The sequence below is a fragment of the Rahnella sp. ChDrAdgB13 genome, from assembly GCF_017655185.1.
GTDB lineage: Bacteria > Pseudomonadota > Gammaproteobacteria > Enterobacterales > Enterobacteriaceae > Rahnella > Rahnella contaminans.
In genome coordinates, this window is sequence record NZ_JAEMGT010000010.1 from 40,000 (window position 1) to 56,114 (window position 16,115).

19 protein-coding genes are annotated in these 16,115 nt (G+C 50.9%); 18 read left to right on the plus strand and 1 reads right to left on the minus strand.

The window, feature by feature from the left end; genetic code table 11:
• Positions 1-289: 289 nt before the first annotated feature.
• Positions 290-1,252 carry a 23S rRNA pseudouridine(955/2504/2580) synthase RluC gene (gene rluC / locus J8X26_RS04140; protein ID WP_152325595.1) on the plus strand — a complete coding sequence of 321 codons (963 nt, stop codon included), beginning with the start codon at positions 290-292 and terminating at the stop codon, positions 1,250-1,252.
• Positions 1,253-1,306: 54 nt separating this feature from the next.
• Here rluC and J8X26_RS04145 read toward each other — a convergent pair whose 3' ends face one another.
• Positions 1,307-1,903: a nucleoside triphosphate pyrophosphatase gene (locus tag J8X26_RS04145; protein WP_208950231.1), complete on the minus strand. Its 597-nt coding sequence runs from the start codon at positions 1,901-1,903 to the stop codon at positions 1,307-1,309.
• 148 nt (positions 1,904-2,051) lie between these two features.
• Between J8X26_RS04145 and yceD the strand changes: the two genes are divergently transcribed.
• From yceD to lpoB, 17 genes are all read left to right on the plus strand, one after another.
• Entirely contained in the window at positions 2,052-2,576 is a 525-nt protein-coding gene (gene yceD / locus J8X26_RS04150) for a 23S rRNA accumulation protein YceD (RefSeq protein WP_152325597.1), read from the plus strand.
• Between the two features lie 12 nt (positions 2,577-2,588).
• Positions 2,589-2,756, plus strand: a complete 168-nt coding sequence (gene rpmF / locus J8X26_RS04155) for a 50S ribosomal protein L32 (protein ID WP_013576249.1) — start codon at positions 2,589-2,591, stop codon at positions 2,754-2,756.
• A gap of 48 nt (positions 2,757-2,804) precedes the next feature.
• Positions 2,805-3,839: a phosphate acyltransferase PlsX gene (plsX, locus tag J8X26_RS04160; RefSeq protein WP_208950232.1), complete on the plus strand. Its 1,035-nt coding sequence runs from the start codon at positions 2,805-2,807 to the stop codon at positions 3,837-3,839.
• A 6-nt stretch (positions 3,840-3,845) separates the two neighbouring features.
• Positions 3,846-4,799 (plus strand): beta-ketoacyl-ACP synthase III, encoded by a 954-nt coding sequence (locus tag J8X26_RS04165; protein ID WP_152325599.1) that lies wholly within the window; start codon positions 3,846-3,848, stop codon positions 4,797-4,799.
• Between the two features lie 18 nt (positions 4,800-4,817).
• Positions 4,818-5,747, plus strand: coding sequence for an ACP S-malonyltransferase (gene fabD, locus J8X26_RS04170; RefSeq protein WP_165059620.1), 930 nt, complete (start codon positions 4,818-4,820; stop codon positions 5,745-5,747).
• 14 nt (positions 5,748-5,761) lie between these two features.
• A complete protein-coding gene (gene fabG, locus J8X26_RS04175; RefSeq protein ID WP_013576245.1) occupies positions 5,762-6,496 on the plus strand; it encodes a 3-oxoacyl-ACP reductase FabG in 735 nt (244 codons plus the stop codon).
• Between the two features lie 153 nt (positions 6,497-6,649).
• Entirely contained in the window at positions 6,650-6,886 is a 237-nt protein-coding gene (gene acpP / locus J8X26_RS04180) for an acyl carrier protein (RefSeq protein WP_015690190.1), read from the plus strand.
• A gap of 100 nt (positions 6,887-6,986) precedes the next feature.
• Positions 6,987-8,228, plus strand: coding sequence for a beta-ketoacyl-ACP synthase II (gene fabF, locus J8X26_RS04185; protein ID WP_152325601.1), 1,242 nt, complete (start codon positions 6,987-6,989; stop codon positions 8,226-8,228).
• A gap of 219 nt (positions 8,229-8,447) precedes the next feature.
• On the plus strand, positions 8,448-9,245 hold the full coding sequence (gene pabC / locus J8X26_RS04190) for an aminodeoxychorismate lyase (RefSeq protein ID WP_152325602.1): 798 nt from the start codon (positions 8,448-8,450) through the stop codon (positions 9,243-9,245).
• Positions 9,246-9,259: 14 nt separating this feature from the next.
• The gene (gene mltG / locus J8X26_RS04195) at positions 9,260-10,285 is read left to right on the plus strand and encodes an endolytic transglycosylase MltG (RefSeq protein WP_208950233.1); all 1,026 of its coding nucleotides are present in this window, start codon (positions 9,260-9,262) and stop codon (positions 10,283-10,285) included.
• On the plus strand, positions 10,275-10,925 hold the full coding sequence (gene tmk / locus J8X26_RS04200; RefSeq protein WP_152325604.1) for a dTMP kinase: 651 nt from the start codon (positions 10,275-10,277) through the stop codon (positions 10,923-10,925). The genes mltG and tmk overlap by 11 nt, the downstream gene beginning before the upstream one ends.
• Entirely contained in the window at positions 10,922-11,941 is a 1,020-nt protein-coding gene (holB, locus tag J8X26_RS04205) for a DNA polymerase III subunit delta' (RefSeq protein ID WP_208950234.1), read from the plus strand. The genes tmk and holB overlap by 4 nt, the downstream gene beginning before the upstream one ends.
• Positions 11,942-11,980: 39 nt before the next feature.
• On the plus strand, positions 11,981-12,775 hold the full coding sequence (locus J8X26_RS04210; RefSeq protein ID WP_208950235.1) for a metal-dependent hydrolase: 795 nt from the start codon (positions 11,981-11,983) through the stop codon (positions 12,773-12,775).
• Between the two features lie 338 nt (positions 12,776-13,113).
• The gene (gene ptsG / locus J8X26_RS04215) at positions 13,114-14,547 is read left to right on the plus strand and encodes a PTS glucose transporter subunit IIBC (RefSeq protein ID WP_095921346.1); all 1,434 of its coding nucleotides are present in this window, start codon (positions 13,114-13,116) and stop codon (positions 14,545-14,547) included.
• A 200-nt stretch (positions 14,548-14,747) separates the two neighbouring features.
• Positions 14,748-15,101, plus strand: coding sequence for a purine nucleoside phosphoramidase (hinT, locus tag J8X26_RS04220; protein ID WP_152325607.1), 354 nt, complete (start codon positions 14,748-14,750; stop codon positions 15,099-15,101).
• A gap of 8 nt (positions 15,102-15,109) precedes the next feature.
• Positions 15,110-15,478 carry a YcfL family protein gene (locus tag J8X26_RS04225; protein WP_165059627.1) on the plus strand — a complete coding sequence of 123 codons (369 nt, stop codon included), beginning with the start codon at positions 15,110-15,112 and terminating at the stop codon, positions 15,476-15,478.
• A gap of 21 nt (positions 15,479-15,499) precedes the next feature.
• Positions 15,500-16,102: a penicillin-binding protein activator LpoB gene (gene lpoB, locus J8X26_RS04230; protein WP_208950236.1), complete on the plus strand. Its 603-nt coding sequence runs from the start codon at positions 15,500-15,502 to the stop codon at positions 16,100-16,102.
• Positions 16,103-16,115 lie beyond the last annotated feature (13 nt).

Here is a 16,115-nt window from a genome sequence, read left to right on the forward strand (position 1 = left end):
TTTTGTGCGATCAGGCAAATCTATAATTCCTGCGTTTTCCCTAACTTAAGAGAAACAACGCCGAAAGTGACTTCATTATTCCATTGCAGGCACTCTGATAGCAAGGTGACTTTTCCCATGCGGGTAAGATATTTACCTCAATGAGATATGTGCCGCATTGTCTTAACATTTGTATTCTTAAAAAACGGGTGAAGCAGGCAGGTTTTCCTCGGCGGTTACTGGTAAAGTAAGAGTTAAGCACATAAAAATCAGTGGCGCGAACCGTGCCGGATATTTAGAATCGCGAGCCATGAAAACTGAGAACCCAACTGTACAATTAATCCCCATTTCTGAAGATGAAGCCGGTCAGCGCATCGACAACTTCTTACTCAAAATCCTGAAAGGCGTGCCGAAAAGCATGATCTATCGCATCGTGCGTAAGGGCGAAGTCCGGGTTAATAAGAAAAGAATTAAGCCAGAATATAAATTATTAGCTGGCGACGAAGTGCGTGTGCCACCTGTTCGCGTAGCCGAAAGGGATGAAGCGCCAGTTTCTGCCAAACTGGATAAAGTTGCCGCACTAACCGACTGCATATTGTATGAAGATGATTACTTATTAATTCTGAATAAGCCGTCTGGTACCGCTGTTCACGGTGGCAGCGGCCTGAGCTTTGGTGTTATCGAAGGATTACGCGCACTTCGCCCTGAAGCGCGTTTTCTGGAATTAGTCCATCGTCTGGACCGTGATACCTCAGGCGTATTGCTTGTTGCGAAGAAACGTTCAGCATTGCGTTCCCTGCACGAACAACTGCGCGTGAAAAGCATGCAGAAGGATTATCTGGCGCTGGTGCGCGGTGAATGGCCGTCACATTGTAAAGTCGTGCAGGCCCCCTTGCTGAAAAACATTTTGCAAAGCGGCGAGCGCGTTGTGCGTGTTAATGCAGAAGGTAAACCCTCTGAAACGCGATTCAAAATTGAAGAGCGTTATGAATTCGCGACACTGGTAAAAGCCAGCCCGGTAACCGGCAGAACGCACCAGATTCGTGTTCACGCCCTGCATGCAGGTCATCCGATCGCTTTTGATGACCGCTATGGCGAGCGTGATTTTGACGCAAAACTGGCAGGCACGGGATTGAATCGTTTATTCCTACACGCTGCGGCTTTGCGATTTGAACATCCGAACACCGGTGAAACACTGCGTATTGAAGCGCCTATGGATGCCAAACTGCGTAATTGCCTGAAAATTTTACGCGGCAAAACGACCGCCCGTTAAAAAAATCAGCCTGTAAAGAGGCGCACGGGTTGCGCCTTTTTTTATGCCTCTCAGTTAACGGTTTTCAAGTAACGGATTGATGCCGTGTCTTCGCAGTAAGGAGAGCAGGGCGATCAATGGCAATCCGATTAACGTATTTGGGTCGCGCCCCGTCAGACTGTCAAAGAGCGTGATCCCCAATCCTTCGCATTTAAAACTGCCCGCACAGTCGTAGGGCTTTTCACGATGCAAATATCCGGTAATTTCTTCATCGGTTAAAGAACGGAAGGTGACGTCAAACGTTTCACATAACGTCTGCGCTGATTTTGTATCGCTGTCATAAACACTCAGGCCCGTATAAAAGGTGACGGTTTTGCCACTGGCTGCCTGCAACTGTTTGAAGGCATTATCAAATGTGTACGGTTTACCCGTGATATTTCCATTAATCACGCAAACCTGATCGGAGCCAATAATCAGATGATGCGGATGGGCAGTGGCCAGCGCAGTGGCTTTCGATTGTGCCAGGCGTTTCACCAGTTCAGCCGGGTTCTCACCGGGAGCTGGAGTTTCATCAATATTGGGTGACGCACAGGTAAACGTCAGGCCGGTTTTCTCCAGCAACGCTCTGCGGTAGACCGAGGTCGAGGCTAAAAGTAATTTTGGTAAAGACATAATCATAATTTTTTTTCACAAAGCGTAGCGTTATTGAATCGCACATTTTAAACTGTCGGCCGCTGTGGAAGCGAATATTGGTGAAAGGTGCGGTTTTGAGGCCTTTTTCTTTGACTCTCTGTCGTTACAAAGTTAATATGCGCGCCCTATGCAAAAAGTAAAATTACCCCTGACCCTTGATGCGGTCCGCACTGCCCAGAAGCGTTTAGACTATACAGGTGTCTATACTGCAGATCAGGTTACGCGCGTTGCCCAATCAGTGGTCAGTGTGGATTCTGATATACAAACCTCATTGTCGTTTAATATCGACAATCAGCGTCTGGCGGTGATTACCGGCCACTCTGATGTTGCTGTAACTCTGGAATGCCAGAGATGCGGTAAGACGTTTGAACATCAGGTTCACACAACATATTGTTTTAGTCCTGTCCAAAATGATGAGCAGGCTGAGGCATTACCGGAAGCGTACGAGCCGATCGAAGTCGATGATTTTGGCGAAGTTGATTTGCTGGCAATGATTGAAGACGAAATTATTCTTTCTCTGCCTGTCGTTCCGGTACATGAATCTGAACACTGTGAAGTGTCCGACGCGGACATGGTGTTTGGTAAACTGCCTGCAGAGGCGGAGAAACCAAATCCATTTGCCGTATTAGCGAGTTTAAAGAAAAGTACTTAAGGAGTAAGGTCCATGGCCGTACAACAGAATAAACCAACCCGTTCTAAACGTGGCATGCGTCGTTCACATGACGCTCTGACCACTTCCACTCTGTCTGTGGACAAGACTTCTGGTGAAACTCACCTGCGTCACCACATCACTGCCGACGGTTTCTACCGCGGTCGCAAGGTAATCGGCTGATATTTGCCTGCAACTTATTCACGTGATAAGTGCTGGCAAGGCGATACCTTGACTCGTCTAACCCTCGCGTTAGATGTAATGGGCGGGGATTTCGGTCCTTCCGTCACAGTGCCTGCTTCATTGCAGGCACTGATTTCTAATTCTGAATTAGACCTTCTTCTGGTCGGTGATCCCGACGCAATCACACCTTTCTTAGTCAAAGCCGATCCTTCTTTAACAGAACGAATTCGGATAATTCCTGCTGAATCAGTGATAGCCAGCGATATGCGCGCATCGCAAGCTATACGTGCCAGTAAAGGAAGCTCAATGCGTGTGGCGTTGGAACTGATCAAGAGTGGTGACGCGCAGGCGTGCGTCAGTGCCGGGAATACCGGAGCGCTGATGGGATTAGCCAAACTGGTTGTAAAGCCTCTGGATGGCATTGAGCGCCCGGCGCTGATGAGCGTATTGCCCAATCAGCAGCGCAGTAAAACCGTGGTACTTGATCTGGGGGCCAACGTTGAGTGCGACAGCACAATGCTGGTCCAGTTTGCCGTTATGGGTGCAGTGATGGCCGAACAGGTGGTAGGTATTAATAACCCCCGTGTTGCCTTGCTGAATATCGGTGAAGAGGAAAGTAAAGGGCTGGATAACATCCGTGAAGCCGCTGCCATTTTAAAAAATACCGCACTAATCAACTATATCGGCTATCTTGAAGGCAATGACCTTCTGACCGGTAAGACAGATGTGATGGTGTGTGACGGCTTCGTCGGGAATGTTACGCTCAAGACCATGGAAGGTGTAATAAGGATGTTTTTGTCACTGTTAAAATCCTCCGGTGAGGGTGGCAAGAAGGCCTGGTGGTTGAAATGGTTGGGACGGATAGTTCAGAAGAAGTTGCTAAAGCGTTTTAGCCACCTCAACCCCGACCAGTATAATGGCGCATGTTTGTTAGGATTACGGGGCATCGTTATTAAAAGCCACGGCGGAGCAAACCAGCGTGCGTTTGCTGTTGCTATCGAACAGGCTGTGCAGGCGGTGCAGCGGCAGGTCCCTCAGCGGATTGCCGCGCGCCTTGAAGCTGTATTACCCAAGAGTGACTGATCGTACATGTATACAAAAATTCTCGGTACGGGGAGCTATTTGCCCGTGCAAGTTCGGACTAATGCCGACTTAGAAAAAATGGTGGATACCTCCGACGAGTGGATTGTCACCCGCACAGGTATTCGTGAACGTCGTATCGCTGCACCGGATGAGACTGTGGCCACAATGGGCCTGCACGCAGCAGAGAAAGCACTTGAAATGGCCGGCGTTAGCGCAAGCGACGTGGGTCTGATCATTGTTGCAACAACCTCATCTTCACATGCATTCCCGAGTTCAGCCTGCCAGGTGCAGAATATGCTGGGCATCAAGGATTCTGCAGCTTTCGATTTGGCCGCCGCTTGTGCAGGTTTCACCTACGCACTAAGCGTTGCCGATCAATACATTAAAAACGGTGCCGTGAAATATGCGCTGGTGATCGGCTCTGACGTGTTGTCCCGTAAACTCGATCCTGAAGATCGCGGTACGGTGATCCTCTTTGGCGATGGTGCTGGCGCCGTACTGCTGGGGGCATCCGAAGAGCAGGGCATTATTTCCACGCACATGCATGCAGATGGTCATTACGGCAACCTGCTGACGCTGGCTTACCCAAGTCAGTCTGAGCCGGAAAAACCTGCTTATGTCACCATGGCCGGTAATGAAGTCTTCAAAGTGGCTGTGACTGAACTGGCGCACATTGTGGATGAAACCCTGACGGCAAATAATCTTGACCGTACTGCACTTGACTGGCTGGTTCCGCATCAGGCGAATCTGCGTATTATCAGTGCGACAGCAAAAAAGCTGGGTATGGGAATGGACAAAGTCGTGGTTACGCTCGATCGTCATGGCAATACTTCTGCGGCTTCTGTGCCAGCAGCATTTGACGAAGCTGTGCGTGACGGCAGAATTCAGCGCGGGCAGTTAGTGCTGCTCGAAGCATTTGGCGGTGGCTTTACCTGGGGCTCGGCGCTGGTACGTTTCTGATTTAACAGGAAGATAAAAATGACAAAAATTGCAGTTGTTTTCCCTGGTCAGGGTTCCCAGACGCTCGGTATGCTGGCTGATTTAGCGTCAGCACACCCGATTGTTGAAGAAACATTTGCCGAAGCTTCTTCGGTGCTGGGGTATGATTTATGGCAGTTGGTGCAGCAGGGGCCAGCTGAAGAATTGAATAAAACCTGGCAGACACAGCCTGCCTTGCTGGCAGCATCCGTCGCTATCTGGCGTGTCTGGCAGCAGCAGAACGGCACTCAGCCTGTTCTGATGGCCGGCCACAGCCTGGGCGAATACTCAGCGCTTGTTTGCGCGGGTGTGCTGGATTTCAAACAGGCTATTTCCCTGGTTGAGCTGCGTGGCAAACTGATGCAGGAAGCCGTGCCTGCGGGTACCGGCGCAATGTACGCCATTATCGGTCTGGACAACGATGCAATCGCTAAAGCGTGTGAAGAATCTGCGCAAGGCCAGGTTGTTTCGCCGGTAAACTTTAACTCACCGGGTCAGGTCGTTATTGCCGGTAACAAAGAAGCCGTTGAGCGTGCCGGTGCTGCTTGTAAAGCCGCAGGCGCAAAACGTGCTCTGCCGCTGCCTGTCAGCGTGCCTTCACACTGCGCATTAATGAAGCCTGCTGCTGATAAACTCGCCGTTGCGCTGGAAAATGTTACTTTCAATGCGCCACAATATTCCGTTGTGAACAACGTAGACGTGAAAGTTGAAACGTCTCCGGAAGCGATCAGCAGTGCGCTGGTTCGTCAGTTATACAGCCCGGTTCGCTGGACTGAATCTGTCGAATTTATGGCAGCACAAGGCGTTGAACAGTTATTAGAAGTGGGGCCGGGTAAAGTTCTGACCGGTCTGACTAAACGTATTGTAGACACCCTGACGGCCGCCGCGGTAAACGACACGGCAAGCCTGACAGCGGCGCTTGAGCAGTAATTAAGAGGATGAGTATGAGCTTCGAAGGCAAAATTGCACTGGTAACGGGTGCGAGCCGTGGCATTGGTCGCGCAATCGCTGAAAAGCTGGTTGCTGGCGGCGCAAAAGTGATCGGCACCGCGACCAGCGAAAAAGGCGCTGAAGCAATCGGCGAATATTTAGGCGAAAACGGCAAAGGTATTATGCTCAATGTGGTTGATTCTGCATCTATTGAGCAAGTATTGGCGACGATTCGAGCTGAATTTGGCGAAATTGATATTTTAGTTAATAATGCCGGCATTACCCGTGATAACCTTCTCATGCGAATGAAGGATGATGAGTGGCAGGATATTCTGGACACGAATCTGACTTCAGTGTTTCGGCTGTCAAAAGCTGTCATGCGGGCTATGATGAAGAAACGGTGTGGACGGATTATTACAATTGGTTCCGTTGTTGGCACCATGGGTAACGCAGGGCAGGCGAACTACGCGGCGGCTAAAGCTGGCTTGATTGGTTTTAGTAAGTCTTTGGCACGTGAAGTCGCTTCACGTGGCATTACTGTCAACGTCGTCGCTCCCGGCTTTATTGAGACGGATATGACAAGGGCGTTGACAGATGATCAACGCGCAGGCATTTTGTCATCAGTTCCAGCCAACCGGTTGGGCGATGCCAAAGAAATTGCCAGCGCCGTTGCTTTTTTAGCCTCTGACGAGGCCAGCTACATCACGGGTGAAACATTACATGTCAATGGCGGCATGTACATGATTTAAAAATTACGAAATTATTTGCGTTTTTTGCGGTAAAAACCGCAAAATAGAGCAAATTCGTGGTTTGACCAGCCTGGGTTTAGTTGCATCTTTTTCAACATTTTATACACTACGAAAACCATCGCGAAAGCGAGTTTTGATAGGAAATTTAAGAGTATGAGCACTATCGAAGAACGCGTTAAGAAAATCATCGTTGAACAGCTGGGTGTTAAACAGGAAGAAGTAGTGAATGCTGCATCTTTCGTAGACGACCTTGGCGCTGATTCTCTCGACACCGTTGAGCTGGTTATGGCTCTGGAAGAAGAGTTTGATACCGAGATCCCTGACGAAGAAGCTGAAAAAATCACTACTGTTCAGGCAGCTATTGATTTTATCAACGCTAGCCAACAGTAAGCGTACATGCTTTAAGTTTAGATAGTTAGGCGGTCATTCGACCGCCTAAGTTTTTTATATCCCACGGTATAACTACTTTTTCCCTCCCTGGAGGACACACGTGTCTAAGCGTCGAGTTGTAGTGACTGGACTGGGCATGCTGTCTCCTGTCGGCAATACTGTAGAGTCCACTTGGAACGCTCTCCTTGCCGGTCAGAGTGGCATTAGCCTAATCGACCATTTTGATACTAGTGCCTATGCAACGCGTTTTGCTGGCTTAGTTAAAGATTTTAACTGTGAAGACTTCATCTCCCGCAAAGATGCACGCAAGATGGACGCCTTTATACAGTATGGTATTACTGCCGGTATTCAGGCGATGCAAGACTCCGGGCTTGAAGTAAATGCTGAGAATGCAACGCGTATTGGTGCGGCGATTGGTTCTGGTATTGGCGGTCTTGGTCTGATTGAAGAAAACCATTCCTCATTGGTTAACGGCGGACCTCGTAAAATTAGTCCTTTCTTCGTTCCCTCAACCATCGTTAACATGATTGCCGGTCATCTGAGCATTATGTTTGGGTTGCGTGGGCCGAGTATTTCTATTGCTACAGCCTGTACTTCAGGGGTGCACAATATTGGACATGCAGCACGTATCATTGCTTATAACGATGCAGATGTGATGCTGGCTGGCGGCGCAGAGAAAGCCAGTACGCCTCTGGGTGTCGGTGGCTTCGGTGCTGCACGCGCGTTATCCACACGTAACGATAATCCTCAGGCGGCAAGCCGTCCGTGGGATAAAGATCGTGATGGTTTCGTCCTCGGCGATGGCGCAGGTATTATGGTGCTGGAAGAGTACGAACACGCCCGCAAACGCGGTGCAAAAATTTATGCTGAGATTGTTGGTTTCGGCATGAGCAGCGATGCATTCCATATGACTTCACCGCCGGAAGATGGCGCGGGTGCAGCGCTGGCTATGGAAAATGCACTTCGCGATGCGGGTATTTCTGCTTCAGAAATTGGTTATATCAACGCGCACGGAACATCTACCGCTGCTGGCGATAAAGCTGAAGCGCAGGCAGTTAAGTCTGTCTTTGGCGCTGATGCGAAGAAAGTGCTGGTCAGCTCGACCAAATCCATGACCGGACATTTACTGGGCGCGGCTGGCGCAGTGGAATCTATCTTTACTTTGCTTGCTTTACGCGATCAGGCCGTTCCACCGACCATCAATCTGGATAATCCGGATGAAGGTTGCGATCTGGACTTTGTGGCGCATGAAGCGCGTCAGGTAAAAGCGCTGAATTACTCACTGTGCAATTCGTTCGGGTTTGGCGGCACCAACGGTTCGCTGGTATTCCGCAAGATCTGAATCCGGTAAAAACCTGTCCGTCTGAAAAAGGCCCGTTATTGGGCCTTTTTGCTGTCTGTATAAAAGGTCCGGTTTGTGCCAAACGGCAGTTCAACAAAGTGCGTGTTCCAGCCCTCTGCCTGGCCCGGTACGATAAAGTAGGAATGCTCCACTTGATGCAGCTGGGCCGCTCGCGCAGGCTCTTCTGTCAGAGAATATTAACGCCCGGAGGAAGTAACCATGTGGATTAACGGTGTGGCGCAAGCTGCATTGCCGGCAGGAGATCGTTCGGTGCAATTTGGCGATGGCTGTTTTACGACGGCCAGAGTGATGAACGGCGAAATCCAGTTTCTGGATGCCCATCTGCAGCGTTTGCAGCGTGCGGTTGCCGTATTACGAATTGAGGGCGTGGACTGGCAGGCGCTGGAGCGCGAAATTGTTGGGGCCGCGCAGTCTGAGCAAGAAGGGGTAGTGAAAGCCATTTTGACGCGCGGGCAGGGCGGGCGTGGTTACAGCACTGCCGGATGCAGCGGCCCGACCCGTATTGTGTCGGTATCGGCTTATCCGGCGCAGTATCACAAATGGCGCGAGCGCGGCGTGAAACTTGCGTTAAACCCGGTGATGCTGAGCAAAAATCCCCTGCTGGCAGGAATTAAACATCTCAACCGTCTTGAGCAGATCATGATCCGCATGCATCTTGACCAGACTGACGCCAATGAGGCGCTGGTGGTTGACACCTCAGGTTGCCTGGTGGAATGCTGTGCGGCCAATTTATTCTGGCGCAAAGGAAATCAGGTCTTTACGCCGGATTTATCGCAGTCTGGCGTCGACGGGATTATGCGTCAGCATCTTATCCGCGTAATTGAATCAGCCTCTCCCTGGGTTTTACATCAGGTCTGTGAAACGCCCGAAACGCTATCGGATGCTGACGAAATCCTGATTTGTAATGCACTGATGCCCATTTTACCGGTGACAGAAGCCTGTGACCGTCATTATACCGGGCGGCACTTGTACAATTTCCTGCACCAGAGCTTTTAAAAAGTGAATAAACAATGACGAACAAAAAAACGAAATTTTTCGCCCTGATTGTCCTGATCCTGCTTGGGCTGGCGGCGTTGAGTTACCATAAAGTGAAGCAGTTCGCCGACCGCCCGATCAACGTCAGCAGTGAAACCATTTTCACCTTGCCAGCCGGTACGGGACGTGTGGCACTGGAAACTCTGCTCATTGATAAAAAACTGATTAAATCAAGTCACTGGTTCCCGTGGTTATTACGTCTTGAGCCTGAACTGAGCGAGTTCAAAGCGGGGACGTATCGTCTCGAGAAGGGAATGACCGTTCGTCAGATGCTGGAATTACTGAAAAGTGGCAAAGAAGCGCAGTTCAGCATCCGCTTTGTAGAAGGTTTCAAACTGAGTGACTGGATGAAAGTGCTGGAGAAGTCGGAATATCTGAAGCATGAGCTGAACGGCAAGAGTGGCGAAGAGATTGCGGCGGCATTAGGCATTACCGACACTAAAAATGCTGAAGGCTGGCTCTATCCCGATACTTATCATTACACCGCCGGGATGACCGACATTTCGCTGCTCAAACGTGCGCATGTGCGGATGGAAAAAACCGTTGCCGACATCTGGAAAGGGCGCGCGGACTCACTGCCGTATAAAACGCCCGCCGATATGGTGACGATGGCGTCGATTATCGAAAAAGAAACCGCTGTAAAAGATGAACGCCCGGAAGTGGCTTCTGTCTTTATTAACCGTCTTCGTATCGGCATGCGTCTGCAAACTGATCCGACGGTCATCTTCGGTATGGGCGAAAAATACACCGGTAATATCACCAAAAAAGATTTGGAAACGCCGACGCCTTACAATACTTACGTCATTACCGGTTTGCCGCCATCGCCAATCGCCATGCCGAGCGAAGCTTCGCTCCAGGCTGCGGCACATCCTGCAAAAACCCCTTATCTTTATTTTGTCGCTGACGGCAAAGGCGGGCATACTTTCAGCACTAACCTTGAGAACCATAACAAGGCGGTTCGTGTGTATATAGAGGCTCTTAAGAATAAGAATGAAAAGTAACTTCATTGTGATTGAAGGCCTTGAAGGGGCGGGAAAAACCACCGCTCATAACGTGGTGGTGGATGCATTGCGCCAGCACGGTGTGGAAGAAATTGTGTTTACCCGCGAGCCTGGCGGTACACCGCTGGCGGAGAAATTGCGCGATTTATTCAAGCGCGGCGTCGGGGGTGAAAAGCCGACAGTGAAAGCTGAAGTGCTGATGCTTTATGCCGCACGCGTCCAGCTGGTTGAAACGGTAATCTTGCCTGCTCTGGCGCGTGGTGCCTGGGTTGTCGGCGATCGGCATGATCTTTCGTCGCAAGCCTACCAGGGCGGCGGACGCGGTATTGATGCAAAACTGATGAGTTCATTACGCGACACCGTGCTGGGTGATTTCCGTCCTGATCTCACGCTTTATCTCGATCTGCCACCGGCTATTGGCCTGCAACGCGCCCGAGCGCGCGGTGAGCTGGATCGTATCGAACAGGAAGCGCTGCCATTTTTTGAGCGTACGCGTGCGCGTTACCTTGAACTTGCCGCCGCCGACAGACGCATCAAAACCATTGATGCGTCGCAGACCATTGAACAGGTTAAAGCTTCCATCGAACTGACGCTGAAAAACTGGTTCGACGAACAGGCAGCAAAAGGCCTGATGTCATGAGCTGGTATCCGTGGCTCAGCGGCCCTTACCGCCAGTTAATCGGGCAATATCAGACCGGGCGTGGTCATCATTCTCTGCTGATGCACGTTGCGGCGGGAATGGGCGATGACGCACTGGTCTATGGTCTGAGCCGCTGGTTGCTTTGCCAGCATAAAGAGGGGGAAAAGAGTTGCGGTAAATGCCACAGCTGCCAGCTGATGATCGCCGGAAACCATCCTGACTGGCATACCTTGCTGCCTGAAAAAGGCAAAAATTCGCTGGGCATCGACCCGGTTCGTCAGCTCATTGAAACGCTCTACAATTACTCGCAGCAGGGTGGTGCGAAAGTTGTGTGGATCCCGCAGATGGAATTGCTGACGGAAGCCGCGGCCAACGCCTTGCTCAAAACGCTGGAAGAGCCGCCTTCCGGGACTTATTTCCTGCTGGGCTGCCGTGAGCCTTCTGCGCTGCTGGCAACTATCCGCAGCCGCTGTTTCTACTGGCATCTGCCGGTGCCGGAAGAGGCGTTATCCGTACAGTGGATCAATCGCCAGCTCAGCGCGGATTCGGTGGCAATTAAGACCGCATTGCGGTTGGCTAATGGCGCGCCGCTTTCTGCGCTGGAATTATTACAGCCGGAGCGCTGGAAACTGCGTGTGGCGCTGTGCCAGCAGCTTTATACCCAATGCCAGCAGCAGGATATGCTCTCGTTGCTGCCGCAATTGAATCATGACGACGCCGCTGACCGGCTGTACTGGCTGGCAACGCTGTTGCTTGATGCCATCAAATGGCAACAACAGGCCGGGCATTTCATCATTAATCACGATCAGCAGCCCCTGGTAAGCTTGCTTGCCAGTACGCAATCCAATGCTTCGTTGCAACAATCCGTTAACGCGTGGATGCACTGCCGCCAGCAGTTACTTTCCATCGTGGGCGTGAATCGCGAACTGCTGCTGACCGAGCAATTGCTGGAATGGGAGCAAATGTTGCGCGGCTCCGTTCCTTCCTCATTTTTCAGTTCGTCACTGATACGCTGAAACCGAATTATCATCAACAGACCGTAACGAGTTAATACTATGTTTTTAATCGATTCCCACTGCCATCTCGACAGCCTGGATTACAACGAGCTGCACTCCGGCGTTGATAACGTGCTGGAAAAAGCCCGCGAGCGTGATGTGAAATTTATGCTGGCCGTTGCGACCACATTACCAGGATATGAGGCCATGGCGCAGTTAATTGGCGATCGTCCTGAAGTGGCTTTTTCCTGCGGCGTACATCCTCTGAACATTGATGACGGCTACGATTTTGCCGAGCTGCACCGTCTCGCCGCCAGCCCGAAAGTGGTGGCGATGGGTGAAACCGGCCTGGATTATTTTTATCAGAAAGAAGCACATCAGCTGAAACTGCAACAAGATTCCTTCCGTGAGCACATCCGCACTGGCCGCGAGCTGAACAAACCGGTGATCGTCCATACCCGCGATGCGCGTCAGGATACGCTCGATATTCTGAAAGAAGAGAAAGCTGGCGAATGCGGTGGCGTTCTGCACTGCTTCACCGAAGATATTCCGACCGCAGAATTCCTGTTAGATCTCGGTTTCTACATCTCTTTTTCCGGCATTCTGACTTTCCGAAATGCTGAATCCTTACGCGAAGTCGCCCGTTATGTGCCATTAGATCGTCTTCTGGTAGAGACAGATTCTCCGTATCTGGCACCGGTTCCGCATCGTGGTAAAGAAAACCAGCCTGCCTACGTGCGCGATGTGGCCGATTACATGGCTGTTTTGAAAGGCGTCAGCGTCGAACAGCTGGCTGAAGTGACAACAGCAAACTTTTCACGATTATTTCACATCGATGCATCCTCTCTCACCTAAGCTTTCGCTAAGTCATATATTCCAGATTTATTTTTCATCTCGTAATTAATCGCCATATTGAGGTATCTTGGCACCGTTTTTCACGGTGCCAGGGCCGCGTTTTTCGGATTTTGTGTGGGTAAGTGCGGGTTTTTAATACGCTCTTACTGCATTTTTCAGAAAAACGTGACTGCCATCAAACATTAACAAAGGGAATTATTTTACCCTGCGTAAAAATTAAAAGGGGTGCTTAGACACCCGACTGCAAAAGGCTTTCAGAGCCTTTGCAAAGCGGTTTGCCATTAAGCGAAATCGCATGAAGTATCAAAAAGCATCATTACTCAGGAGCACACTCAATTATGTTTAAGAACGCGTTTGCAAACCTTCAAAAGGTCGGTAAATCGCTAATGCTGCCAGTTTCCGTACTCCCAATCGCAGGTATCCTGCTGGGCGTCGGTTCTGCAAACTTTAGCTGGCTGCCAATGATCGTTTCCCATGTTATGGCCGAAGCCGGTGGTTCAGTCTTCGCTAACATGCCTCTGATTTTCGCTATTGGTGTAGCGTTAGGCTTTACCAATAACGACGGTGTATCTGCACTGGCATCGGTTGTTGCGTACGGCATCATGGTGAAAACCATGGCGGTTGTCGCACCTCTGGTTCTGCATTTGCCGGCTGAAGAAATCGCAGCTAAGCATTTGGCGGATACCGGCGTACTGGGCGGTATCATCTCCGGTGCGATCGCGGCATACATGTTCAATCGTTTCTATCGCATCAAGCTGCCTGAATATCTGGGCTTCTTCGCGGGTAAACGTTTTGTTCCGATCATTTCTGGTCTGGCTGCCATCATTCTGGGTGTAGTTCTGTCCTTCATCTGGCCGCCAATCGGTACAGGTATCCAGACCTTCTCACAATGGGCTGCTTATCAGAACCCGGTTGTTGCGTTCGGTATCTACGGTGTGGTTGAACGTGCGCTGGTTCCGTTTGGTCTGCACCACATCTGGAACGTTCCATTCCAGATGCAAATCGGTGAGTATGTGAACTCTGCCGGTCAGGTCTTCCACGGCGATATCCCACGTTACATGGCGGGTGACCCAACTGCAGGTAAACTGTCAGGCGGCTTCCTGTTCAAAATGTACGGTCTGCCAGCAGCGGCTGTTGCTATCTGGCACTCAGCGAAACCTGAGAACCGTGCCAAAGTCGGCGGCATCATGATCTCCGCTGCTCTGACCGCGTTCCTGACCGGTATTACCGAGCCAATCGAATTCTCCTTCATGTTCGTGGCGCCGATCCTGTATGTGATCCACGCGATTCTGGCCGGTCTGGCATTCCCAATTTGTATCCTGTTGGGCATGCGTGACGGTACCAGCTTCTCCCACGGTCTGATCGACTTCATCGTACTGAGCGGCAACAGCAGCAAAATCTGGCTGTTCCCAATTGTTGGTGCGGTGTATGCGGTGATTTACTACAGCATCTTCCGATTCCTGATTGCTAAACTGGATCTGAAAACTCCTGGCCGTGAAGACGCTACCAGCGAAACTTCTGCTCAGGGGGGTTCTGAAATGTCAGCATCTCTGGTTCAGGCTTTCGGCGGTAAAGAAAACATCACTAACCTCGATGCCTGTATCACGCGTCTGCGCGTCAGCGTAGCCGACGTCTCTAAAGTGGATCAGGCGGGTCTGAAAAAACTGGGTGCCGCAGGTGTGGTTGTGGCAGGTTCTGGTGTTCAGGCAATTTTCGGCACCAAGTCCGATAACCTGAAAACAGACATGGACGAGTACATGCGTAACCATTAATGGTGAACGTTGTCTGGTTCTGAGAAAGGAGGCTCCGGCCTCCTTTTTTCATGCCTGCGGTTTGTGGATAAAGACAGCGCCGCCTTCGGGTGGCGTTTTCTGCGTCAATTAAGCATCAAAAAGCGTAATCAGGTTGAAAGGAATGGAAATTCTAACCCATACTGCGTACAACGCTTTTTACTTTGTTAAGGACAGTTAAGATGGCCGAAGAGACAATTTTCAGCAAAATTATTCGCCGTGAAATCCCTGCCGATGTGGTTTACCAGGATGAATTAGTCACGGCGTTCCGCGATATTTCTCCCCAGGCGCCAAGCCATATTCTGATTATCCCGAATGTCCTGATCCCCACGATGAACGATGTTGATGCCAGTCATGAAGCCGCTCTCGGGCGCATGATGACTGTCGCGGCGAAAATCGCCGAACAGGAAGGGATTGCTGAAAGCGGCTACCGTCTGATCGTCAACTGTAACCGTGACGCAGGGCAGGAGGTTTATCATATCCACATGCATCTGGTCGGTGGCCGGGCGCTCGGTCCATTGTTGTCACGTCAGTAAGGGTAAACATGCGTTTATTGATGGCGTTATTGCCGGTCGTTTTGCTGATAGGTTGTAGCAGCAAGCCGGGCATTGCACTGAACAATCAGCAACGGGTGGTGATGGAATCTCCCGTGCTGACGGCAGGGATCATCCCGGGTTCGCCATCCGTGTCTGACTCCGGCGGGCAGAAAAAAGCCACCAGTACGCTGGATAATAACCAGCCACATCCTGTCACACTGCATTACCGGTTCTATTGGTATGATAAACAGGGGCTGGATTTATTGCCGATCGCGGAATCCCGCACTGTCACTGTTCCTGCGAACAGCAGTGTGGAAATCAGTTCGACCAATGGCAATCTTGATGCGCACAGTGTGCGTTTGTACCTTTATCTCTAAATTCCCGTACGGAGAAGGTTGATGAAAAAGTATTTTCTCATTGTGGCGATGGCCGCACTGATTCTGGGCGGTTGTACTCTGCCAAACCAACAACAAACGCAGCCACAGCAGCCTGAACAACCTCAGCAGCCGCAACAACCCCTGCCGCCGGTCAATCCGCCGGTTCCTGAGCAGCCGCAGATTCAGCCGGTTCCGCAGCCGCCGAAACTGGCCAGCATTGACTGGACTTCCACCGTTGAGCCGATGCTGGCGAAAATGCTCAAAGCCAATGGCGTTCAGGCTGGCAGCGTGCTGCTGGTGGATGGCGTGAAAAACAGTACCAATGGCACACTGCAAACCTCCAAAGCGACCGATGCTTTACGCAGTGCGCTGGCTAATAACACAACGTTCCAGCTGGTGCCTGCGGATCAACTGGCTTCCGCCAAGCAGTCTCTCGGCTTATCGCCGGATGACAGCCTGTCGTCTGTGAGCAAAGCCATCGGGCTGGCCAACATCGTAAAAGCGCAGTACGTGCTTTACAGCACGGTGAGCGGGGATGTGAAAGCGCCGACAATGTCGATGCGTTTACTGACAGCGCCGAGCGGCGAAATTGTCTGGTCAGGTCGCGGTGCGGTTCAAAATTAAGGCTGAACTCAGC

Bases quoted from the DNA above. Each gene is read 5' to 3' on its own strand.
- tmk (WP_152325604.1), top strand. From the start codon at position 10,275: ATGAAAAGTAACTTCATTGTGATTGAAGGCCTTGAAGGGGCGGGAAAA.
- J8X26_RS04210 (WP_208950235.1), top strand. From the start codon at position 11,981: ATGTTTTTAATCGATTCCCACTGCCATCTCGACAGCCTGGATTACAAC.
- acpP (WP_015690190.1), top strand. From the start codon at position 6,650: ATGAGCACTATCGAAGAACGCGTTAAGAAAATCATCGTTGAACAGCTG.
- fabG (WP_013576245.1), top strand. From the start codon at position 5,762: ATGAGCTTCGAAGGCAAAATTGCACTGGTAACGGGTGCGAGCCGTGGC.
- mltG (WP_208950233.1), top strand. From the start codon at position 9,260: ATGACGAACAAAAAAACGAAATTTTTCGCCCTGATTGTCCTGATCCTG.
- rpmF (WP_013576249.1), top strand. From the start codon at position 2,589: ATGGCCGTACAACAGAATAAACCAACCCGTTCTAAACGTGGCATGCGT.
- lpoB (WP_208950236.1), top strand. From the start codon at position 15,500: ATGAAAAAGTATTTTCTCATTGTGGCGATGGCCGCACTGATTCTGGGC.
- holB (WP_208950234.1), top strand. From the start codon at position 10,922: ATGAGCTGGTATCCGTGGCTCAGCGGCCCTTACCGCCAGTTAATCGGG.
- yceD (WP_152325597.1), top strand. From the start codon at position 2,052: ATGCAAAAAGTAAAATTACCCCTGACCCTTGATGCGGTCCGCACTGCC.
- ptsG (WP_095921346.1), top strand. From the start codon at position 13,114: ATGTTTAAGAACGCGTTTGCAAACCTTCAAAAGGTCGGTAAATCGCTA.
- J8X26_RS04145 (WP_208950231.1), bottom strand. From the start codon at position 1,903: ATGTCTTTACCAAAATTACTTTTAGCCTCGACCTCGGTCTACCGCAGA.
- pabC (WP_152325602.1), top strand. From the start codon at position 8,448: ATGTGGATTAACGGTGTGGCGCAAGCTGCATTGCCGGCAGGAGATCGT.
- J8X26_RS04225 (WP_165059627.1), top strand. From the start codon at position 15,110: ATGCGTTTATTGATGGCGTTATTGCCGGTCGTTTTGCTGATAGGTTGT.
- hinT (WP_152325607.1), top strand. From the start codon at position 14,748: ATGGCCGAAGAGACAATTTTCAGCAAAATTATTCGCCGTGAAATCCCT.
- J8X26_RS04165 (WP_152325599.1), top strand. From the start codon at position 3,846: ATGTATACAAAAATTCTCGGTACGGGGAGCTATTTGCCCGTGCAAGTT.
- fabD (WP_165059620.1), top strand. From the start codon at position 4,818: ATGACAAAAATTGCAGTTGTTTTCCCTGGTCAGGGTTCCCAGACGCTC.
- rluC (WP_152325595.1), top strand. From the start codon at position 290: ATGAAAACTGAGAACCCAACTGTACAATTAATCCCCATTTCTGAAGAT.